11 protein-coding genes are annotated in these 22,261 nt (G+C 70.4%); 6 read left to right on the forward strand and 5 right to left on the reverse strand.

The genetic code is table 11. From position 1 onward, the window contains the following. Nucleotides 1-127: 127 nt before the first annotated feature. Nucleotides 128-3,937, forward strand: coding sequence for a GH92 family glycosyl hydrolase (locus ACF1GV_RS31930; protein WP_391687638.1), 3,810 nt, complete (start codon nt 128-130; stop codon nt 3,935-3,937). A 50-nt stretch (nt 3,938-3,987) separates the two neighbouring features. Here the strand turns inward: ACF1GV_RS31930 and ACF1GV_RS31935 are convergent, their stop codons facing one another. Further along, a complete protein-coding gene (locus ACF1GV_RS31935; protein ID WP_391687641.1) occupies nt 3,988-4,440 on the reverse strand; it encodes a hypothetical protein in 453 nt (150 codons plus the stop codon). A 60-nt stretch (nt 4,441-4,500) separates the two neighbouring features. After that, nucleotides 4,501-7,773 carry a GH92 family glycosyl hydrolase gene (locus ACF1GV_RS31940; RefSeq protein WP_391687643.1) on the reverse strand — a complete coding sequence of 1,091 codons (3,273 nt, stop codon included), beginning with the start codon at nt 7,771-7,773 and terminating at the stop codon, nt 4,501-4,503. A 456-nt stretch (nt 7,774-8,229) separates the two neighbouring features. On the opposite strand from ACF1GV_RS31940, the gene ACF1GV_RS31945 reads away from it, so the two are divergent. After that, nucleotides 8,230-10,878 carry a SpoIIE family protein phosphatase gene (locus tag ACF1GV_RS31945; protein WP_391687646.1) on the forward strand — a complete coding sequence of 883 codons (2,649 nt, stop codon included), beginning with the start codon at nt 8,230-8,232 and terminating at the stop codon, nt 10,876-10,878. A 266-nt stretch (nt 10,879-11,144) separates the two neighbouring features. Here the strand turns inward: ACF1GV_RS31945 and ACF1GV_RS31950 are convergent, their stop codons facing one another. Together ACF1GV_RS31950 and ACF1GV_RS31955 are read right to left on the reverse strand one after the other, a co-directional pair. Continuing rightward, nucleotides 11,145-13,940: an aconitate hydratase gene (locus ACF1GV_RS31950; RefSeq protein ID WP_391687649.1), complete on the reverse strand. Its 2,796-nt coding sequence runs from the start codon at nt 13,938-13,940 to the stop codon at nt 11,145-11,147. 244 nt (nt 13,941-14,184) lie between these two features. Further along, complete coding sequence (locus tag ACF1GV_RS31955; protein WP_391687652.1) at nt 14,185-14,898, reverse strand: hypothetical protein; 714 nt, start codon at nt 14,896-14,898, stop codon at nt 14,185-14,187. A gap of 211 nt (nt 14,899-15,109) precedes the next feature. Between ACF1GV_RS31955 and ACF1GV_RS31960 the strand changes: the two genes are divergently transcribed. Next, the gene (locus ACF1GV_RS31960) at nt 15,110-16,639 is read left to right on the forward strand and encodes a helix-turn-helix domain-containing protein (RefSeq protein WP_391687655.1); all 1,530 of its coding nucleotides are present in this window, start codon (nt 15,110-15,112) and stop codon (nt 16,637-16,639) included. A 459-nt stretch (nt 16,640-17,098) separates the two neighbouring features. Here the strand turns inward: ACF1GV_RS31960 and ACF1GV_RS31965 are convergent, their stop codons facing one another. Beyond that, the gene (locus ACF1GV_RS31965; protein WP_391687658.1) at nt 17,099-17,230 is read right to left on the reverse strand and encodes a hypothetical protein; all 132 of its coding nucleotides are present in this window, start codon (nt 17,228-17,230) and stop codon (nt 17,099-17,101) included. Between the two features lie 33 nt (nt 17,231-17,263). On the opposite strand from ACF1GV_RS31965, the gene ACF1GV_RS31970 reads away from it, so the two are divergent. Genes ACF1GV_RS31970 through xdhC form a run of 3 tightly spaced genes read left to right on the forward strand, consistent with a single transcriptional unit; the run spans nt 17,264 to nt 21,970 of the window. Then, entirely contained in the window at nt 17,264-18,739 is a 1,476-nt protein-coding gene (locus tag ACF1GV_RS31970; RefSeq protein ID WP_391687661.1) for a xanthine dehydrogenase small subunit, read from the forward strand. Further along, a complete protein-coding gene (gene xdhB / locus ACF1GV_RS31975) occupies nt 18,736-21,159 on the forward strand; it encodes a xanthine dehydrogenase molybdopterin binding subunit (RefSeq protein ID WP_391687663.1) in 2,424 nt (807 codons plus the stop codon). The genes ACF1GV_RS31970 and xdhB overlap by 4 nt, the downstream gene beginning before the upstream one ends. Nucleotide 21,160: 1 nt before the next feature. Beyond that, a complete protein-coding gene (gene xdhC / locus ACF1GV_RS31980; RefSeq protein WP_391688022.1) occupies nt 21,161-21,970 on the forward strand; it encodes a xanthine dehydrogenase accessory protein XdhC in 810 nt (269 codons plus the stop codon). Nucleotides 21,971-22,261 lie beyond the last annotated feature (291 nt).

Consider the following 22,261-nt stretch of genomic DNA (forward strand, 5'->3'; position numbering starts at 1 on the left):
GAATTACCGACATAGCCCCCGAACGGCGCAGCCAACACCCTTGACACCGCTGACCACTTCACCCCCTACTGGTTCCTGCGCGATGAAGGTGACAACGTTGTCCAGCGCAGGGAGGGTGTGCTCGTCGATGCAGCGCAGAACTCGGCACAGATACGGTCCGGCGGTCGTTCTCACGGCCGCCTTTGTCATGGCGGCAGGCGCCCAGGGGGCGGCGGTGGCGCTGCCCGGCAAGGCCCCGGCCGCCGACCGGTCCTTCGCATCGTCCTTCGAGGCGGGCGACCCGGCGCCCGACTGGCTCAACACCGTCGACACCGGGCCCGACGGCGGCAAACGCGCGTCCGGCGTGGACGGCGGTTATGCGAGCGGCATACCGGGCAACGTCACCGACCATGTCACGGACGTGCGGGCGAGCGGCGAGAACACGGGCGCGGGCGAGGTGAAGGAGAACCTCGTCGACGGCGAGCCGAGCACCAAGTGGCTCACCTTCGAGCCGACGGGCTGGGCCGAGTTCGACCTGGACAAACCACAGAAAATCACTACGTACGCGCTCACCTCGGCCAATGACGCCGCCGAGCGCGACCCCAGGGACTGGACCCTGAAGGGTTCCACCGACGGCAAGGACTGGAAGACGCTCGACACCCGCTCCGGCGAGTCCTTCGGCGAACGTTTCCAGACGAGGACGTACGACCTGGCCGAGCCCGCCGAGTACGCGCACTTCCGGCTGGAGGTCACCCGCAACAGCGGCGCCTCGGACATCCTGCAACTGGCCGACGTGCAGTTCTCCACCGGCGCCGCCGACGGGCCGGTGCCGCAGGACATGCTCTCGCTCGTCGACCGCGGCCCCAGCGGATCCCCGACGGCGAAGGCGGGCGCCGGATTCACCGGAAAGCGCGCCCTGCGTTACGCCGGACGGCACACCGCCGACGGCCGGGCGTACTCGTACAACAAGGTCTTCGACGTCGACGTGCGCGTCACCCGGGCGACCCGGCTGTCCTATCGGATCTTCCCCTCGATGGCCGACGGCGACCGTGACTACGACGCGACGAACGTCTCGGTGGACCTCGCCTTCACCGACGGCACCTATCTGAGCGGCCTCGGCGCAAGGGACCAGCACGGCTTCGCGCTCACCCCGCAGGGGCAGGGCGCGGCGAAGGCGCTCTACGTCAACCAGTGGAACAACGTGGCCTCCGCGATCGGGTCGGTCGCGGCCGGCAAGACCGTCGACCGCATCCTGGTGGCGTACGACTCCCCGAAGGGCCCGGCGCGCTTCCGCGGCTGGCTGGACGACATCGCCCTGCGGCCCGTCGCGCCCGAGCGGCCCAAGGCCCACCTGTCCGACTACGCGCTGACCACCCGCGGCACCAACTCCAGCGGCGGCTTCTCCCGCGGCAACGACTTCCCGGCGACCGCGATGCCGCACGGCTTCAACTTCTGGACGCCGGTCACCAACGCCGGCTCGCTGAGCTGGCTGTACGACTACGCCCGGATGAACAACGCGGACAACCTGCCGACCATCCAGGCGTTCAGCGCGAGTCATGAGCCAAGCCCGTGGATGGGCGACCGGCAGACCTTCCAGGTGATGCCGTCCCTCACGCCGGGCACCCCGGACACCGCGCGCGCCGGCCGCGCCCTGCCCTTCCGGCACGAGAACGAGACCGCGCGGCCGTACTACTACGGCGTGCGGTTCGAGAACGGCCTCAAGGCCGAGATGGCCCCCACCGACCACGCGGCCGCGCTGCGCTTCACCTTCCCCGGTGACGACGCGAGCGTGCTGTTCGACAACGTCACCGAGCAGGCGGGCCTGACGCTCGACAAGGAGCACGGGATCGTCACCGGGTACTCGGACGTCAAGTCCGGGCTGTCCACCGGCGCGACCCGGCTGTTCGTGTACGGCGTCTTCGACCGGCCGGTGACGGACGGCTCGTCCAGCGGCGTACAGGGCTGGCTGCGCTTCAAGGCGGGGGACGACCGCACGGTCACGCTGCGCCTGGCGACCTCGCTGATCAGCCTCGACCAGGCCAAGGACAACCTCCGCCAGGAGATCCCCGACGGCATGTCCTTCGACGGGGTGAGGAACCACGCCCGCAAGGCCTGGGACGACCTGCTCGGGCGGGTCGAGGTGGAGGGTGCCACCCCGGACCAGCTGACCACCCTGTACTCCAGCCTGTACCGGCTGTACCTGTACCCGAACTCCGGCTTCGAGAAGGCCGACGGCAAGGACCGATACGCCTCGCCCTTCTCCCCCATGCCGGCCCAGGACACCCCGACGCACACCGGTGCGAAAATCGTCGACGGCAAGGTCTACGTCAACAACGGCTTCTGGGACACCTACCGCACCACCTGGCCGGCGTACTCCTTCCTGACGCCCACTCAAGCGGGCGAGCTCGTCGACGGGTTCGTGCAGCAGTACAAGGACGGCGGCTGGACCTCGCGCTGGTCCTCCCCCGGCTACGCCGACCTGATGACCGGCACCTCCTCGGACGTGGCGTTCGCCGACGCCTACGTCAAGGGCGTCGACTTCGACGCGAAGGCGGCCTACGACGCCGCCGTGAAGAACGCCACGGTCGTCCCGCCCGCCTCGGGCGTGGGCCGCAAGGGCATGGCGACCTCCCCCTTCCTGGGGTACACCAGCACCGACACGCACGAGGGCCTCTCCTGGGCGCTGGAGGGCTACCTCAACGACTACGGCATCGCCAAGATGGGCCGGAAGCTGTACGCGCAGACCGGCGAGAAGCGCTATCAGGAGGAGTCGGAGTACTTCCTGAACCGGGCCCGCGACTACGTGAACCTCTTCGACACCAAGGCCGGTTTCTTCCAGGGCCGCGACGCGAAGGGCGACTGGCGGGTCGCGTCGGAGAAGTACGACCCGCGGGTGTGGGGCTACGACTACACCGAGACCAACGGCTGGGGCTACGCCTTCACCGCCCCGCAGGACAGCCGGGGCCTGGCCAACCTCTACGGCGGCCGCTCGGGGCTCGGTGACAAGCTCGACAGGTACTTCGCCACCCCGGAGACCGCCTCGCCCGAGGTCGTCGGCTCCTACGGCGGCGTCATCCACGAGATGACGGAGGCCCGGGACGTCCGCATGGGCATGTACGGCCACTCCAACCAGGTCGCCCACCACGTGATCTACATGTACGACGCGGCGGGACAGCCGTGGAAGGCGCAGGAGAAGGTCCGCGAGGTGCTCTCCCGGCTGTACGTCGGCAGTGAGATCGGCCAGGGCTACCACGGCGACGAGGACAACGGCGAGCAGTCGGCCTGGTACCTGTTCTCGGCGCTCGGCTTCTACCCGCTGGTCATGGGCAGCGGCGAGTACGCCGTCGGTTCCCCGCTGTTCACCAAGGCGACCGTGCACCTGGAGAACGGCCGCGACCTGGTGGTGGAGGCACCGAAGAACAGCGCGCGCAACATCTACGTGCAGGGCCTGAAGGTCAACGGCCGCAGCTGGAACTCCACCGCGCTCCCCCACTCCCTGCTCGCCCGCGGCGGGGTCCTGGAGTTCGGCATGGGCCCGCGGCCGTCGGCGTGGGGCACCGGAAAGGACGCGGCACCGGCGTCGATCACGACCGACGACAAGGCACCCACCCCGCGCACGGACGTACTGAAGGGCGACGGCGCCCTGTTCGACGACACGTCGGCGACCGAGGCCGCCGTGACGACGGCCGACCTGCCGGTCACCGGCCGCACCGAGGCCGTCCAGTACACCCTGACCTCGCCGAAGGACCACACGAAGGCACCGGCCGGCTGGCGCGTCGAGGGCTCCGCCGACGGCACCACCTGGCGCACCCTCGACGAACGCACCGGCCAGTCCTTCCCCTGGGACCGGCAGACCCGGGCGTTCACGGTGGAACACCCGGGCGCGTACGAGAAGTACCGCCTGGTGCTGACCGGTGAGGCGACGCTGTCGGAGGTCGAACTGCTCGCCCGTCCCTGACGGGTGCGGCCGGCACCGGACGTCGTCGTCCGGTGCCGGCCGCCACGGGGTCAGCCGTACAGCCCCACGAGGGCCGCGAGGAGGAGGGCCCCCGCAGCCGACAGCCCCAGGACCCGGAAGCGGCTCGACGCGGCGAACGCGAAGGAGCCGCACCACAGGCCGCCGGTGACGACGGCGGCCCCCGCACCGCCGGCCGTTTCTGCGGCGACAAGAGGCAGCGGCGCCAGCAGAACGGTCGGCGGGACGACCACGAGGCGCGGCCCGATGTCCAGCGCCTTGTACACGGTGATCAGGACGATCAGCGCCGCCGTGACAGTGACCGGGACGACGGCCACGTCCCACCAGGTGAAGCAGAAGCCGTCCGTGTGGGCGCAGGCCAGGCTGCGGTGCCGCGTCGTCCAGGCGAAGGTCTGCTCGGCGCCGAGGGACAGAACCGCCCCGGTGACTGCCGCGCCGCCAACGCGGGGCAGCACGGGGCGGTTCTGCGTGCGGGCGGTGTTCATGCCGCCAGCTTTCCCGAAGGGAGGGCACGAGTGCCTGAGTACGGATACTCAGGGCCGCCCTCAGTCCACGGCCAGCGTGAACACGTGCAGGTCCGCGTTGTGCGGAAGGGTCACGGAAGCGATCCGCTTGCCGTCGGGCGCGGTGAACGGCCGGGTGGCGAAGATGTACGTCGCCACCGGATCGCGGTCGGCGCCGGCGACGTTGCGGTACGCGGTGCGGGCGACGACCTCGTTGCCGTACTGGACGCTGCCGCCCCCGCCCCCGACGGTCCAGTCGGTGAAGGCCAGGTCGACCGTGCCGGTGGTGCCGTCGGTGTAGGTGACGGTGGCCTTCGCCTGCTGGTTGCCGTTGACGGCGCTGCCGACGAAGGACAGGCGGGCGGCCGGGGAGGCCAGCCGCAGGGTCTGGCCGGCCGCGGAGGCGTTGTCGGGACGGCCGTTCGGGGAGTTCGGCCAGGTGAAGGTCAGCCCGGCCACGGTGCCGTCGGCGCCCGGGGTGAGGCCCGCCGCGGCCAGGGCCTGGCGGGAGTAGCTCCAGCCGCCGCCGTCGTAGTCGGCCTCGTCGTGGTCGCCGGTGTCGTCGGAGATGCCGGCGGTGTCGTAGGCGGCGAGCAGGCTGCCGGGTGCGGCCACGGTCAGCGTCACCGGCTGCCGGTACGCCGTGCCGCCGGAGGTCACGGTGATCCGCGCGTCGTAGAAGCCCTGCGCGGTGTCCGGGCCCGCGGTGAGGGTGATCTCCTGGGTGCCCGAGGTGACCGTGCCCTCGGCCGGGGAGGCGGTGACGCCGTCCGGGGTGTCGACGCGGAAGTGGACGTCGGGCCCGGCGCCGCCGTTCAGCGCCACGGCCCGCACAGTCGTCGTCATGCTGCCGCCCGGCGGGATCGTCGCCGTGGTCGGTCCGACGCCGATCTGGTACGGCTGCTCGCCCGCCCGGAACGACGGCGGCGCGTCGGCGGGGTCGCTTCCCCAGCTCCGGTCCGGGGTCGCGGACAGGGTGTAGTCGAGGTGCCCGCCGCGCTGCACGAAGGACGCGGGCAGCCAAGGCCGTTCGCCGGCGCGCCCATCGACGCGCAGGGAGTGGATGTACGGGGCGTCGGCGGCGGCGCCCCGGGCGCGCACGGAGATGTCGTTGCCGTAGGGGCGGTGGATCTCGATGCGCTCGAACAGCGGTGAGGCGAGGACCAGTTCGGCCCGGGAGGGCACCTGCGGATACATGCCGAGGGCGGAGAAGACGTACCAGGACGACATCGCGCCGAGGTCGTCGTTGCCGGGGATGCCGCCGGGCTCGGTCGACCACAGCCGGCGCATCGCGGCCCGCACGGTCTCCTGCGTCTTGTAGGGCGCGCCCGCATAGGCGTACAGATAGGGCACGTTGATCGACGGCTCGTTGTCCAGCTCGGACTTCTCACCGCCGGCACCGGTGAACGCCCAGCCGCCGTCGGCGGTGTGGAAGAAGGCGTCGAGGCGTTGCAGGGCCTTGTCCCGGCCGCCCATCGCGGCGAACAGCCCGGCCGGGTCGTGCGGGACCATCCAGGTGTACTGGGCGGCCGTGCCCTCCACGAAACCGGAGCCGGTGGCGGGGGTGAAGCCGGTGACCCAGCTGCCGTCGGCCTTGCGGTCGGCGATGTAGCCGCCGCTGCCGTGTGCCGCGATGTTGAAGTTGTTCTGCCACCACTGGGCGCGGCCCGCGAAGGCGGCCGCGGTGTCCTTCTCCCCCGCGGCCGAGGCGAGCTGGGAGAGCGCGAAGTCGGCGGTGGACATCTCCAGGGTCTCGGCGGCACCGCCCCAGGCGTTGGACACCGACGGCATGTAGTGCAGCTTCAGGTACTTGTCGAGGGAGGGTCGCTGGCCGACGGAGAGCACCGGTTTTCCGGCGGAGGACAGGTCCTGCTCGGTCGGCACCGTGGCCGCCTCGACCAGGGACTCCAGCGCGCCGTCGAGGTCGAAGCGGGTGCCACCGAAGGCGTGGATGCCGGCGAGGGCGGCTGCGGAGGGGTCGCCGTTCATGACGTGGGTGCCGGCCGCGCCGTGCAGCCAGCGGTCCCAGACGCCGCCGTTCTGCCGGGCCAGTTCGTACAGGGACTGGGCGATGTCCGAGCCGATCCGTGGGTCGAGCAGGGTCAGCAGCTGCACCTGGCCGCGGTAGACGTCCCAACCGGAGAAGGTGCCGTACTGGGCGCGGTGGCCGAGTGCGACGGTGTGCGGCCGGCCGTCGGCTCCGCGGTATCGGCCGTCGGCATCGCTGATGACGTTCGGATGCAGCAGCGAGTGGTACAGCGCGGTGTAGAAGGTGGTGCGCTCGGCGTCCGTGCCACCGCCGACCCGGACGGCACCGAGCCGCTCGCGCCAGGCCCGGCGCGCCGCCTGCCTGACGGCGTCGAAGGAGCGGCCCGGCGGGTTCTCGGCGCCGAGGTTCGCCTCGGCGGCCTCCCGGCTGACGTAGGAGATGCCGACCTTGACGTTCACCGGACCGGCACCGGGCGCGAACTCCACGTAACCGCCCGCGCCCCTGCCGGCGACGGGCCGCCCGCCCTGGGAGAAGCCGCCGGTGCCACCGGACGCCTCCGTGGAGCCCGGGTCGAGACGGTCGTCCCGCCAGGTTCCGGTGGCCTGGAAGGCGCGGTCGAAGCGGGCGGTGAAGTACAGGGTGTAGTAGGCCCGCCGGCCCTCGGGATCGAGGTACCCGCAGAAGTTCCCGGAGGTGACGGAGCCGGAGATCGTCCGGGCGCCCGGGTCGATCGTGACCGTAGAGTCCTCCGAGCCGACCTCCGAGTTGGCGGTGCGCACCAGCAGGGAGGCGGGCTTGTCGGTGGGGAAGGTGAAGCGCGCCGAGCCGGTGCGCGTGGTGGCCGTGAGGTCGGCGGTGACACCAGAGGCGAGGCCCACCTTGTAGTGGCCGGGTTCGGCGGTCTCGTCGGTGTGGGTGAAGTCCGAGGCGTAGACGGCGTCCTTGGTGTCGCTCGCCGGGGAGGAGGTGACCTCGCCGGCGTAAGGGAAGAAGGGGATGTCGCCGCCGCCTCCCGCGCAGCCGGTGCCGGACATGTGGGTGAGGCTGAAGCCGCGGATGCGCGGGGTGTCGTACTGGTAACCGCCGGGTGCGGCGGTTCGCGTGGCGTCGCCGCGGGTGTTCTCCGGGCTCCAGGAGAGCATGCCGAACGGCACGACGGCGCCCGGGAAGACGTCGCCGCCGTTCTTGGTGCCGATCAGCGGATCGACATAGGGCGTGGGGTCATTGACGAGGTCGGGGGGAGCGGCGGTCGCCGCGAGGGCGGGGGCGGCGCCGCCGGTCGCGAGCAGAGCGGCCAGCAGCAGGGACATGGGTCGAAAGCGCATGACGCGGCCCTTCCTCCTTACGGACGGGTCGCGCACCACCGGTCGCACAAGCCGCAGGGACAGTAGCGTGCGCCACCGGTACCACGGAAGACCGCGTACGCCCGCGCAGGCGCACGGCCGGATACCGCAAGTGGGTTGACACCGTTGTCGGTTGACGCGATAAAGTCACGTACAGACCATAAGACAACGTTGTCGAGCACCGCCGACCACACAAGCCACTCTGTTCGCACCCTCGGCGCCTTCCACCGGGTCCGCTCCGAGTGTGACTCCCGGCCCCCGGCCCCGCGCGTTACAGGTGTGGTGTGACTCCTGTGGCGATTTGAGGCTCCTGAGGCATACGCAGCGTCAAAAGATGCGTCCATCTCCTGGACCGGCATAGTCATGGGCATCCACCGGTGCTACAAATGCCGCATGTCGGACCGTTTTGCCCGATTCAGGATTACGCCAAGTCGTGCCATGGTCGGCAGGAGCCCTCGCAGCGTCGCCGGGCAGGTCTTCCTCCTTCAGGTGCCGCTGGTGGTCCTACTCGTGGTCTGCGGCGTCATCGCTCTCGTCCTGCAGTCGGAACGGGACACCAGCACGGAGGCCAAGCGCCGTTCCGTAGCCGTGGCGCAGACCTTCGCGCACTCGCCCGGCGTCGTGCAGGCACTGCACACCCGCGACCCGTCCAAGCTGCTCCAGCCGCTCACCGAGGCGGGACGCAAGTCCGCGGGCGTCGACTTCATCGTGGTCATGGACACCAAGGGCATCCGCTACACCCACCCCATCCCGAGCAAGATAGGAAAGCGGTTCGTGGGCACCATCGGGCCGTCGCTGGCCGGGAAGGTCTACACGGAAAGCGTCCACGGCCCGCTCGGCCACGAGGTGCAGGCGACCGTCCCCATCGACGACGCCCACGGCCACGTCGTTGCCCTCGTCTCCGCCGGGCTGAAGGTGCGCAACGTGACCAGCCAGGTGGACCGGCAGCTGCCGATCATCCTGGCCGCCGGTGCCGGAGCGCTCGTGGTGTCGACCGGCGGTACCGCGCTGGTCGGCAGGAGGCTGCGGCGGCAGACCCACAGCCTGGCTCCGGACGAGATGACCCGCATGTACGAGCACCATGACACGGTGCTGCACTCGGTGCGGGAGGGCGTCCTCATCGTCGGTGAGGACGGGCGGCTGCTGCTCGCCAACGACGAGGCCAAGCGCCTGCTGGAGCTGCCCGGCCAGGCCGAGGGACACTATGTGCGGGACCTGCCGGGCCTCGACCCGGCGACGGCGGAGCTGCTCCGGTCCGGGCGTGAGGCCAGCGACGAGGTGCTCTTCGCCGGAGGGCGCCTGCTGGCGGTCAACCAGCGGCCCATGGACCGCGTCGGAGGCCCCAGGGGCACCGTGGTGACGCTCCGGGACTCCACCGAGCTGCGGGCGGTGTCCGGCCGGGCGGAGGTCACACGCGAGCGGCTGGAGTTGCTGTACGACGCGGGCCTGGGCATCGGCACCACCCTCGATGTGGTCCGCACGGCGGACGAGCTGGCGCAGGTCGCCGTCCCCCGGTTCGCCGACTTCGTCACCGTGGACCTGGCCGACGCCGTGCTGCAGGGCGAGGAGCCGGCTCCCACCGCGACCGACATGCGCCGCGTCGCCGTCAGCGGCATCCAGGACAACCATCCGCTGTACGAACAGGGCCGGCTGATCGACTTCCTGCCGTCCACACCCCAGGCACGCGGCTATGGTTCCGGCCGCTCCGAGCTGGTGACCGACCTGTCGGACGCGGAGGGCTGGCAGGCACAGGACCCGGAACGGACCCGGCAGATCCTCGACTACGGCATCCACTCGCTCGTCGCCGCCCCGATCCGGGCCCGCGGTGTCGTGCTCGGCATGGCGAACTTCTGGCGCTCCAAAGGGGAGCCCTTCGACGAGGAGGAGCTGTCCCTGGCGGAGGAGCTGGTGGCCCGTGCCGCGGTCAGCATCGACAACGCCCGCCGGTACACCCGCGAGCACGTCGTGGCGGTCACCCTCCAGCGCAGCCTGCTGCCGCGGGCCCTGCCCGAGCAGAGCGCCCTCGATGTCGGCTACCGCTACCTGCCCGCCCAGTCGGGCGTGAGCGGCGACTGGTTCGATGTCATCCCGCTGCCGGGCAGCCGGGTTGCGCTGGCCGTCGGCGACGTGGTCGGACATGGCCTGCACGCCGCGGCGACGATGGGCCGGCTGCGCACCGCGGTGCACAACTTCTCCACGCTCGACCTGCCGCCCAACGAGCTGCTCAGCCATCTGGACGAGCTGGTCAGCCGCATCGACCAGAACGAGGCCTGCCCGGAGACGGCCGGGGAGATCGTGGGCGCCACCTGCCTGTACGCGATCTACGACCCCGTGACGCGCCGCTGCGCCATGGCCCGAGCCGGGCACCTGACGCCCGCGCTGGTCTCGCCGGACGGCACCGTCGTCTTCCCCGACGTGCCGGCCGGACCGCCGCTGGGCCTCGGCGGCCTGCCGTTCCAGACGGCCGAGCTGGAGCTGGCCGAGGGCAGTCAGCTCGTCCTGTACACCGACGGCCTCATCGAGGACCGCACGCGTGACCTGGACGAGGGGATGGAGCTGCTGCGCCGGGCGCTGGCGGGGCACCCCGGCCGGCCGCCGGAGGAGAGCTGCCAGGCGGTCCTGGACGAGTTGCTGCCCGAGCACCCCAAGGACGATGTCGCCCTGCTCATCGCGCGCACCCGGGCGCTCCCGGCGGAGAACGTCGCCGACTGGGACGTCCCCCGCGACCCGGCAGCCGTGTCCGGGATGCGCCTCGCCGTGTCCGACAAGCTCGCGGAGTGGGGCCTGTCGGAGCTGGGCTTCGGGATGGAACTCGTGCTGAGCGAGCTGATCACCAACGCCATCCGCTACGGCTCCGATGCGATCCATGTGCGGCTGATCCATGACCGCACGCTGATCTGCGAGGTGGCCGACGGCAGCAGCACCTCGCCACATCTGCGGTATGCCGCGACGACCGACGAGGGAGGCCGGGGCCTGTTCCTGGTCTCGCAGCTGGCCGAGCGCTGGGGCACCCGGTACACGCCGCACGGCAAGGTGATCTGGGCCGAGCTGGCAGTTCCGGACCTCACGGCGTTGCTCGGGGAGTGAGGGTTCAGGCGGGGCTGCGGTGGCCCAGAGGCGGGGAACGGGGTTCAGGCGCAGCTGCGAGCGGGCCTGGGGCCGGGGACGACTGAGGACTCAGGCCGGGCCTCCCGAGCGGGCCCCGAAACCGGGGGGGTGAGGACTCAGGTCTGTGCCGGTCCGCTGGGGGAAGCCTGTGTTCCGGCTGAGGGCCGGATGACCTGGGGCGCGCACGGCGGAGGGCCGCACCCCCGTCGCCGGGGATGCGGCCCTCTGCTGCCGTCCGCTGCCGCTTACTTGCGGATCAGGCTGCGCAGCACGTACTGCATGATGCCGCCGTTGCGGTAGTAGTCCGCCTCGCCGGGGGTGTCGATGCGGACGACCGCGTCGAACTCGACGCCGGTGTCGGTGGTGACCTTGACCGTGCGCGGAGTGGTGCCGTTGTTCAGCTCGGTGACGCCGGAGAAGGAGAAGGCCTCCTCGCCGGTCAGGCCGAGGGACTCGGCGGACTGGCCCTCCGGGAACTGCAGCGGCAGGACGCCCATACCGATGAGGTTCGAGCGGTGGATGCGCTCGTACGACTCGGCGATGACCGCCTTGACGCCGAGGAGCGCGGTGCCCTTGGCCGCCCAGTCACGGGACGAGCCGGAGCCGTACTCCTTGCCGGCCAGGACGACCAGCGGGATGCCGGCGGCCTGGTAGTTCTGCGAGGCGTCGTACATGAAGGAGACGGGGCCGCCGTCCTGGGTGAAGTCGCGGGTGTAGCCGCCCTCGGTGCCCGGCGCGATCTGGTTGCGCAGGCGGATGTTGGCGAACGTACCGCGGATCATGACCTCGTGGTTGCCGCGGCGGGAGCCGTAGCTGTTGAAGTCGCGGCGCTCGACGCCGTGCTCCGTGAGGTACTTGCCGGCCGGGGTGTCGGCCTTGATCGCACCGGCCGGGGAGATGTGGTCGGTGGTGACCGAGTCGCCCAGCTTGGCCAGGACGCGGGCGCCGGTGATGTCCTCCACCGGGGCCGGGTCCATGGTCATGCCCTCGAAGTACGGGGGCTTGCGGACGTAGGTGGACTGCGGGTCCCACTCGAAGGTGTTGCCCGTCGGGACCGGCAGCGACTGCCACTGGGCGTCGCCGGCGAAGACGTCGCTGTAGGACTTGGAGAACATGTCCTCGCCGATGGCGTTGGCGACGACGTCGTTCACCTCGGCCTCGGAGGGCCAGATGTCCTTCAGGTAGACGGGGTTGCCGTCCTGGTCGGTGCCCAGGGCCTCGCGGGTGATGTCCACCTTCATGGAGCCAGCGAGGGCGTACGCGACGACCAGCGGCGGGGACGCCAGGTAGTTCATCTTGACGTCGGGGTTGATACGGCCCTCGAAGTTCCGGTTGCCGGAGAGGACCGAGGTCACGGCGAGGTCGTTGTCGTTGACCGCCTTGGAGACCTCCTCCGGCAGCGGGCCGGAGTTGCCGATGCAGGTGGTGCAGCCGTAGCCGACGAGGTTGAAGCCGACCTTGTCGAGGTACGGCGTCAGGCCGGCCTTGTCGAAGTAGTCGGTGACGACCTTCGAGCCCGGGGCGAGGGTGGTCTTGACCCAGGGCTTGCGGGTCAGGCCCTTCTCGACCGCCTTCTTCGCCACCAGGGCGGCGGCGACCATGACGTACGGGTTGGAGGTGTTGGTGCAGGAGGTGATGGCCGCGACCGTCACCGCACCGTGGTCCAGCTCGTAGGTGCTGCCGTCGGGGGCGGTCACCTGGACGGGGTTGGACGGTACGGAACCGGTGCCCTGGCCGTGCTGCGGGGCGCCGGCGCCGTTCTCCTCGTGGCCGTAGGCCGGGGCGTCGGAGGCCGGGAAGGACTCGGCGCTCGCCTCGTCCACCACGGAGGTGGCGGCGCCCGGCGTCTGGGCGACGGGGGCCTCGACGTAGTTGAGGACGTCCTTGGCGAACTGCTGGGCGGCCTCGGCGAGAACGATGCGGTCCTGCGGGCGCTTCGGGCCGGCGATCGACGGGACGACCGTGGACAGGTCCAGCTCGAGCTTCTCGGAGAAGTCCGGCTCGGCCTTCGGGTCCAGCCAGAGGCCCTGCTCCTTGGCGTAGGCCTCGACGAGCGCGACCTGCTGCTCGTCGCGCCCGGTCAGGCGCAGGTACTTCAGGGTCTCGTCGTCGATCGGGAAGATCGCGGCGGTGGAGCCGAACTCCGGCGACATGTTGCCGATGGTGGCGCGGTTCGCGAGGGAGGTGGCGGCGACGCCCTCGCCGTAGAACTCGACGAACTTGCCGACGACGCCGTGCTTGCGCAGCATCTCGGTGATCGTGAGCACGAGGTCCGTGGCGGTGGTGCCGGCGGGCAGTTCACCGGTCAGCTTGAAGCCGACGACGCGCGGGATCAGCATGGAGACCGGCTGGCCGAGCATGGCGGCCTCGGCCTCGATGCCGCCGACGCCCCAGCCGAGCACACCGAGGCCGTTCACCATGGTGGTGTGCGAGTCGGTGCCGACGAGGGTGTCGGGGTAGGCCTGGCCGTTGCGCACCATGACCGTACGGGCCAGGTGCTCGATGTTCACCTGGTGGACGATGCCGGTGCCGGGCGGGACGACCTTGAAGTCGTCGAACGCGGTCTGGCCCCAGCGCAGGAACTGGTAGCGCTCCTTGTTGCGGCCGTACTCCAGCTCGACGTTCTGCGCGAAGGCCTCGTGCGTGCCGAACTTGTCGGCGATGACGGAGTGGTCGATGACCAGCTCGGCCGGGGAGAGCGGGTTGACCTTCGCGGGGTCGCCGCCCAGCTCCTTGACGGCCTCACGCATGGTCGCGAGGTCCACCACACACGGCACACCGGTGAAGTCCTGCATGATCACACGGGCCGGCGTGAACTGGATCTCCTGCGACGGCTGGGCCTGGGAGTCCCAGCCGCCGAGGGCGCGGATGTGGTCGGCGGTGATGTTAGCGCCGTCCTCGGTGCGGAGGAGGTTCTCCAGCAGCACCTTCAGGCTGTAGGGAAGGCGCGCGGAGCCCTCGACCTTGTCCAGCCGGAAGATCTCGTACGACTCGTCGCCCACCTGCAGTGTGCTGCGGGCGTCGAAGCTGTTCGCCGACACGACAGTCTCCTTCATTGATGTGCGCGTACCACCGTCAATCGTGCCGCCACGCCGGCTTGGCCGTTCCGGTGAGGTCAGGCTAAGTTAGGCATGCCTTACCGGGGTGGCGGCTACGGTGCGCCTCGGCAGATATCTCGATGTCGAGATAACAGTAGTACATGGGCGCTGGTTGGTCATGCCCGACCCGGCCGGGCGCCGGGCATCGCGCGCCCTACCGGTCGCCGGGCGCCGGGTATCCCGGGCCCTACCAGTCCCGCTCGGCGGTCATCTTCGCCGGGGCCAGGACCTCCACATGGCCGTGGTCGCCGTACAGGGACTGCCGCCAGTGGGCGAACACCTGGGCGGTGCGGTTCAGCGGCCCGTCCTCCCACACGTCGTAGTCGACCCGGACCCGGGCCAGGGTGCGGGCGCCGCCCTGGGTCGTACAGACGCCGACACTGTGCACGTGGGCGGCGAGGGCGGCGTCCGCCTTCGGGGCGGCGGTCCTCAGGTACGCGACGAATTCCCGGGTCATGGAGTACCAGCGCTCCGACAGGTCCGCGTCCTCCTCGGTGTCCACGGGGGGCGGGCCCTGGTCGTCGGAGGTGGTGTCGGGGAGAGTCTGCCCGCCCTGGTCGTCGGAGGTCGTGTCCGGGAGGGTCTGGCCGCCCTGGTCGTCGGAGGTCGTGTCGGGGAGGGTCTGGCCGCCCTGGTCGTCGGAGGTCGTGTCCGGGAGGGTCTGGCCGCCCTGGTCGTCGGAGGTCGCGTCCGGGAGGGTCTGGCCGCCCTCCTCGTCCGTGTTCTCCGGTACCGACACGTCGCAGGACGTGTCGGACGCGGACGGGCGCGGCGACGCCGGCGAGGCGGTCGGCGGGGCGGCCGCCGCGGGCTCGCCCGCACGCTCGGTGCCGCACGAGGTCAGCGTGCAGCAGCAGACGAGCGCCGCGGCGACGGCGAGGCGCCGCATGTGGATGTTCATCTGTGTCCCCCTTTCGGAGGGTGAGAGGGACACGCGCAGACCGGGGTTCCATGCCGCACGGCGGGCTTGATCAGGACATCGGCGGATTTGCCCGTATCTTTCGGATGGCGGGGCACCTCTGAGTCCGGACGGCCTTGACGGACCGTCACACGACTCACTCGAACGGACCCCCCGACGGGCACCATCTCATATCTGAGATAACCTCAGCCTCATGGCAGACGACTACCTCGTACGCATCGGCAAGCTCATCCGCGACGCCAGGCAACACCGCGGCTGGACGCAGACGCAGCTCGCCGAGGCGCTCGGAACCAGCCAGAGCGCCGTCAACCGCATCGAGCGCGGCAACCAGAACATCAGCCTTGAGATGATCGCTCGCATCGGTGAGGCGCTGGACAGCGAAATCGTCTCGCTCGGTTACGCCGGCCCGATGCACCTGCGGGTCGTCGGCGGCCGCCGGCTGTCGGGGGCCATCGACGTCAAGACGAGCAAGAACGCCTGTGTGGCCCTGCTGTGCGCGTCCCTGCTCAACAAGGGCCGCACGGTGCTGCGCCGGGTGGCACGGATCGAGGAGGTGTACCGCCTGCTGGAGGTGCTCAACTCCATCGGCGTACGCACCCGCTGGATCAACGACGGCGTGGACCTGGAGATCGCGCCGCCGGCCGAGCTGGACATGGGGGCCATCGACGCCGACGCCGCCGTGCGCACCCGCTCCATCATCATGTTCTTCGGTCCGCTGCTGCACCGCATGAACCACTTCAAGCTGCCCTACGCCGGCGGTTGCGATCTCGGCACCCGCACCATCGAACCGCACATGATCGCGCTGCGCCGGTTCGGTCTGGACATCGCGGCGACGGAGGGTCAGTACCACGCCCAGGTCGACCGTTCGGTGCGCCCGGACCGACCGATCGTGCTGACCGAGCGCGGCGACACGGTGACCGAGAACGCGCTGCTCGCGGCCGCCCGCCACGACGGCGTGACCGTCATCCGCAACGCCTCCTCCAACTACATGGTCCAGGACCTGTGCTTCTTCCTCGAGGCGCTGGGCGTGCGGGTCGAGGGCATCGGCACCACGACGCTCACCGTGCACGGCGTGCCGAACATCGACGTCGACGTCGACTACTCCCCCTCCGAGGACCCGGTCGAGGCGATGAGCCTGCTGGCCGCGGCCGTGGTGACGGAGTCGGAACTGACGGTGCGTCGCGTGCCGATCGAGTTCCTGGAGATCGAGCTGGCGGTCCTGGAGGAGATGGGTCTCGACCACGACCGCACGGCGGAGTACTTCGCCGACAACGGCCGCACGCGCCTGGTGGACCTGACCGTACGCCCCTCCAAGCTGGAGGCGCCGATCGACAAGATCCACCCGATGCCGTTCCCGGGCCTGAACATCGACAACGTCCCGTTCTTCGCGGCGATCGCGGCCACCGCGCAGGGCAAGACCCTCATCCATGACTGGGTCTACGACAACCGGGCCATCTACCTGACCGACCTCAACCGCCTGGGCGGCCGCCTGCAGTTGCTGGACCCGCACCGCGTCCTGGTCGAGGGCCCCACGCGCTGGCGCGCCGCCGAGATGATGTGCCCGCCGGCCCTGCGCCCCGCGGTGGTCGTCCTGCTGGCGATGATGGCGGCGGAGGGCACGTCGGTCCTGCGCAACGTGTACGTCATCAACCGGGGGTACGAGGACCTGGCGGAACGCCTGAACTCGATCGGGGCGCAGATCGAGATCTTCCGGGACATCTGACCCGCCCCGGCACACCGTCGACCCGTCGACCCCCTTCCGGACCCGCCGCGCGAGTCCGGGAGGGGGTCGACGGCGTTTCACGCCGCACAACACATCCGGCCGACGGGAATGCGTCGGTGCAATTCATGAACGACATCGCGTATCGGCGATGAAACGACTACGTGCATGTGCGGCGGGTTTCAGCCGCGGCCCGTCGCACCTGCGAGGTATTTCGGCGGGTTCCCGCCCGCACCGCAGCGCCGGGCCGCGCCCATGAACTGTGCCGCGCTCCGTACGTCCCCCCTTGACCGACCGGCCCGCCGCACCGTACTTTCGAGCGAACCGACTCGAGAACTGCTGGAAGGAGGCGAAGTCGGATGTCGATCATCTCCGACCTGCATCGCCTCGCCCAGCGGACCGTCTGGGTCCCGGGTCGCGTAGCACACGGCTGCTGAACAGCCTTCCTTCCCGGCGTGCCCGTCAGCGGCCCCGGTGCCTTCTGATGTCTTCACCCGCCTGCGGCACGTTTTCGCGTGCTGATTTCTGCTGCGGGTTCTTACGCTTCAGCTTCGCCACCGAAAGAGAAAGCCCTGAAATGGCGACCAGCATCATCTGTACGACCGCGCTCCGAAATGAGGACGTGGCATGGTAGCGGCGCGGATCACGGTCAACGGGGAGACCACTCCGATTTCCCCGGCCACCCCCCACACGACGGTCCTGGATTTCCTCCGTGACCGTGGCCTCACCGGCACCAAGGAAGGCTGCGCCGAGGGTGAGTGCGGTGCGTGTTCGGTCCTGGTGGCCCGTCCCGGCGTGAACAAGCCCACCGACTGGGTGGCGATCAACGCCTGCCTGGTACCGGTCGCGGCCCTGGACGGTCAGGAGATCGTCACCTCCGAAGGCCTCGCCACTGCCGGCGAGCCCGGTACGCCGCCCACGCTGCACCCGGTGCAGGAGGAGATGGCGGTCCGCGGCGGCTCCCAGTGCGGTTACTGCACACCGGGATTCGTCTGCAGCATGGCCGCCGAGTACTACCGGCCCGACCGCTGCGCGCACGCGCACACCGACTCCGACTCGGCCGAGGGCGCCGACGCCGAGCACGGTCCGAACGGCTTCGACCTGCACGCGCTGAGCGGAAACCTGTGCCGCTGCACCGGTTACCGCCCGATCCGCGATGCCGCGTTCGCCGTCGGTGCGCCCACCGAGGACGACCCGCTGGCGCAGCGTCGCGAGCAGGCGCCGCCGGAGCCTGTCGCCACCGAGTACGTCCAGGACGACAGCACGTTCGTGCGCCCGGCCACCCTGGCCGACGCGGTGCGGCTGCTGCGCGAGCGGCCCGACGCGGTCGTGGTCGCCGGAAGCACCGACTGGGGCGTGGAGGTGAACATCCGTTCCCGGCGGGCCAGTTGTGTGGTCGCCGTCGACCGCCTTCCCGAACTGCGGGAGCTGCGCGTCGAGTCCGACCACATCGAGATCGGTGCCGCGCAGACGCTCACCGAGATCGAGCGGCGCCTCGACGGCAGCGTCCCGCTGCTGGCGGAGCTGTTCCCGCAGTTCGCGTCCCGGCTCATCCGCAACGGCGCGACCCTCGGCGGCAACCTCGGTACCGGCTCCCCCATCGGTGACAGCCCGCCCGTGCTGCTCGCGCTGGAGGCGTCGCTGGTGCTCGCCGACGCCGACGGTGAGCGGGTGGTCCCGCTGGCCGAGTACTTCACCGGCTACCGGCAGAGCGTGCGCCGTCCCGGCGAGCTGATCCGCGCGGTGCGCATCCCGCTGCCGCTGTCGCCCGTCACGGCCTTCCACAAGATCGCCAAGCGGCGCTTCGACGACATCTCCAGCGTGGCGGTCGCCTTCGCCCTCGACATCGAGGGCGGCATCGTCCGCAAGGCACGCATCGGTCTGGGCGGCGTGGCCGCCACCCCGATCCGCGCCCTCGCCACCGAGGCCGCCCTCGAGGGCAAGCCGTGGGTGACGGAGACCGTCGAGGCCGCGGCGAAGGTGCTGCGAGGCGAGGGCACGCCGATGGACGATCACCGCGCCAGCTCCCTCTATCGTTCCGCGATGCTCGGCCAGAGCCTGCTGAAGCTGTACGCACAGACCCCTGAGGCGGTGTCGTCATGAGCCATCTGTCCGAGCGTCCCGAAAAGCCCGTAGTCGGTGTTCCGATGCCGCACGAGAGCGCGAACCTGCACGTCACCGGCACCGCGCTCTACACCGACGACCTGGTCCACCGCACCAAGGACGTCCTGCACGCCTACCCGGTCCAGGTCATGAAGGCCCACGGCCAGATCATCGCGCTCGACACCGAGCCGGCGCTCGCCGTGCCCGGTGTGGTGCGCGTACTGACCAAGGCCGACGTGCCCGGCGTCAACGACGCCGGCATGAAGCACGACGAGCCGCTCTTCCCCGACGAGGTCATGTTCCACGGCCACGCCGTCGCCTGGGTGCTCGGCGAGACCCTGGAGGCGGCCCGGCTCGGTGCCGCGGCCGTCGAGGTGGAACTCGACGAACTGCCCGCCCTGGTCACCCTGCAGGACGCGATGGCGGCCGGCAGCTACCACGGCGCCCAGCCCGTGATGGAGGCCGGCGACATCGACGCCGGTTTCGCCGACTCGGCGCACGTGTTCACCGGTGAGTTCCAGTTCGCCGGCCAGGAGCACTTCTACCTGGAGACGCATGCGGCGCTCGCCCAGGTCGACGAGAACGGCCAGATCTTCATCCAGAGCAGCACCCAGCACCCGTCGGAGACCCAGGAGATCGTCTCCCATGTGCTCGGCGTGCCGGCCCACGAGGTCACCGTGCAGTGCCTGCGGATGGGCGGCGGCTTCGGCGGCAAGGAGATGCAGCCGCACGGATTCGCGGCCATCGCCGCGCTCGGCGCCAAGCTGACCGGCCGGCCGGTGCGGTTCCGTCTCAACCGGACGCAGGACCTGACCATGTCCGGCAAGCGGCACGGCTTCCACGCCACGTGGAAGATCGGCTTCGACGCGGACGGCCGTATCCAGGCCCTGGACGCCACCCTGGTCGCCGACGGCGGCTGGAGCCTGGACCTGTCCGAGCCGGTGCTGGCCCGGGCGCTGTGCCACATCGACAACACGTACTGGATCCCCAACGCGCGTGTCGCCGGTCGTATCGCCAAGACCAACACGGTCTCCAACACCGCGTTCCGCGGCTTCGGCGGACCGCAGGGCATGCTGGTGATCGAGGACATCCTGGGCCGCTGCGCGCCGCTGCTCGGCCTGGACCCCATGGAGCTGCGGGAGCGCAACTTCTACCAGCCGGGCCAGGGCCAGACCACGCCGTACGGGCAGCCGGTCACGCAGCCCGAGCGGATCTCCACCGTCTGGCAGCAGGTGCTGGACGAGGCCGGTATCGCCGACCGCAAGCGCGAGATCGCCGCCTTCAACGCCGCGCACCCGAACACCAAGCGGGCGCTCGCGATCACCGGCATCAAGTTCGGCATCTCGTTCAACCTCACCGCCTTCAACCAGGGCGGCGCGCTGGTGCTGATCTACAAGGACGGCTCCGTCCTGATCAACCACGGCGGCACGGAGATGGGCCAGGGCCTGCACACCAAGATGCTGCAGGTGGCCGCGACCACGCTGGGCATCCCGCTGCACAAGGTGCGCCTCGCTCCGACGCGCACCGACAAGGTGCCCAACACCTCGGCCACCGCCGCCAGTTCGGGCGCCGACCTCAACGGCGGGGCGATCAAGAACGCCTGTGAGCAGCTGCGCGAGCGGCTGCTGCAGGTGGCCGCCTCCCAGCTCGGTGCGAACGCCTCGGACGTGCGCATCGTCGAGGGCGTCGCGCGCGTGCTCGGCAGCGACAAGGAGCTGGCCTGGGACGACCTGGTGCGCACCGCGTACTTCCAGCGCGTTCAGCTGTCGGCGGCCGGTTACTACCGGACCGAGGGGCTGCACTGGGACGCGAAGACGTTCCGCGGGTCGCCGTTCAAGTACTTCGCGCACGGCGCCGCCGCGACCGAGGTGGAGGTCGACGGTTTCACCGGCGCCTACCGCATCCGGCGCGTGGACATCGTGCACGACGTCGGCGACAGCCTCTCCCCGATGATCGACATCGGTCAGGTCGAGGGCGGTTTCGTGCAGGGCGCGGGCTGGCTGACGCTCGAGGAGCTGCGCTGGGACACCAGTGACGGTCCGAACCGCGGCCGGCTGCTGACGCAGGCGGCGAGCACGTACAAGCTGCCGAGCTTCTCGGAGATGCCCGAGGAGTTCAACGTCATGCTGCTGGAGAACGCCACCGAAGAGGGCGCGGTGTTCGGGTCCAAGGCGGTGGGTGAGCCTCCGCTGATGCTCGCGTTCTCGGTGCGCGAGGCGCTGCGGCAGGCCGCCGCGGCGTTCGGGCCGGCCGGCATCAGCGTGGATCTCGCGTCCCCCGCGACGCCGGAGGCCGTGTACTGGGCGATCGAGAACGCCCGCACGGGCGACGCGCGGCTCAACGGCGTCGCCAAGCTCGACGGCGAGGCACGCGACAGCCACACGGTCCGTGCCGACGTCAACGCTCTGAGCAATGCCTGACATGACCTGGGTGGCCGCGGTCGCGCGGTTGCGAGCCCACCGGGAACCCGGTGTGCTCGTGACCGTCGCGACCGTGCGCGGTCACGCACCACGCAAGGCCGGCGCCAAACTCGTCGTGGGACGCTCCGAGACCTGGGGTTCCATCGGCGGCGGCAACATCGAGGCGGTCGCGATCGACCGGGCCCGCGAGCTGATCGGCGGGCCCGACGCGGAGCCGGAGCTGATGGATTTCGCCCTCAACGACAAGGTCACCAACCGGCACGGCGTGCAGTGCTGTGGCGGAGCCGTCTCCGTCCTGCTCGAACCGCTCCCGGTGGTGCCGGCGGTGGCGATCTTCGGCATCGGGCACGTGGGGCTGGAACTGGCCCGCATCCTGGCCCGCCACGACCTGGATCTGCACCTGACCGACACCCGCTCGGACATGCTCGCCGACGAACGGCTCGGTGTGCTCGCGGACGCGGTGGCGCAGGTCCATGTGCACCACGTACCGCTGCTCCCGGAGGAGGTGCTGGCGGAGCTGGCACCCGGCACCCACGTCCTGATCATGACGCACGACCACGCCGAGGACGCGGCGCTGGCCGACGCGGCCCTGCGCACCGAGGGTCTCGGCTCGATCGGGCTGATCGGCTCGTCCGCCAAATGGGCGCGGTTCCGGCACCGTCTGTCCACCGAGGGCGGTCACGACGACGCCACGATCGACCGGATCAAGACGCCGATCGGACTGCCCGAGATCACGGGCAAGGAGCCCGCCACGATCGCGGTGAGCGTCGCGGCCGACCTCCTCCTGACGTTCGAGAAAGAACGCCGCTGAGCGCGGTCCCATCTGCCCGTACGAGGAGCCACCAAGTGGCTCCTTTCGGCTTTCACCGCACCTGACGTCACCTGGACCAACAGCCACACGGACGGTGGGTTCAGGGCGCCGGGGGCTTGTAGGACTCTACGAAGACCCCGTCTCAACCTGCGGGGTCTTCGTGCCTTCCACCCCTAGCTGCCACCCCTCGTTTGACGGTGTACTCCTGACACGAGTTGCAACGCGTCGTAGATCCGATCGGCACCCGCAATGCGATGGTCATTTCGGTCTGCCCCATCTGTTCCCACCGCA

The organism is Streptomyces sp. NPDC014006 (assembly GCF_043088925.1).
GTDB lineage: Bacteria > Actinomycetota > Actinomycetes > Streptomycetales > Streptomycetaceae > Streptomyces.

Bases quoted from the DNA above. Each gene is read 5' to 3' on its own strand.
- ACF1GV_RS31930 (WP_391687638.1), top strand. From the start codon at position 128: ATGCAGCGCAGAACTCGGCACAGATACGGTCCGGCGGTCGTTCTCACG.
- ACF1GV_RS31935 (WP_391687641.1), bottom strand. From the start codon at position 4,440: ATGAACACCGCCCGCACGCAGAACCGCCCCGTGCTGCCCCGCGTTGGC.
- ACF1GV_RS31940 (WP_391687643.1), bottom strand. From the start codon at position 7,773: ATGCGCTTTCGACCCATGTCCCTGCTGCTGGCCGCTCTGCTCGCGACC.
- ACF1GV_RS31945 (WP_391687646.1), top strand. From the start codon at position 8,230: ATGGTCGGCAGGAGCCCTCGCAGCGTCGCCGGGCAGGTCTTCCTCCTT.
- ACF1GV_RS31955 (WP_391687652.1), bottom strand. From the start codon at position 14,898: ATGAACATCCACATGCGGCGCCTCGCCGTCGCCGCGGCGCTCGTCTGC.
- ACF1GV_RS31960 (WP_391687655.1), top strand. From the start codon at position 15,110: ATGGCAGACGACTACCTCGTACGCATCGGCAAGCTCATCCGCGACGCC.
- ACF1GV_RS31965 (WP_391687658.1), bottom strand. From the start codon at position 17,230: ATGATGCTGGTCGCCATTTCAGGGCTTTCTCTTTCGGTGGCGAAGCTG.
- ACF1GV_RS31970 (WP_391687661.1), top strand. From the start codon at position 17,264: ATGGTAGCGGCGCGGATCACGGTCAACGGGGAGACCACTCCGATTTCC.
- xdhB (WP_391687663.1), top strand. From the start codon at position 18,736: ATGAGCCATCTGTCCGAGCGTCCCGAAAAGCCCGTAGTCGGTGTTCCG.
- xdhC (WP_391688022.1), top strand. From the start codon at position 21,161: ATGACCTGGGTGGCCGCGGTCGCGCGGTTGCGAGCCCACCGGGAACCC.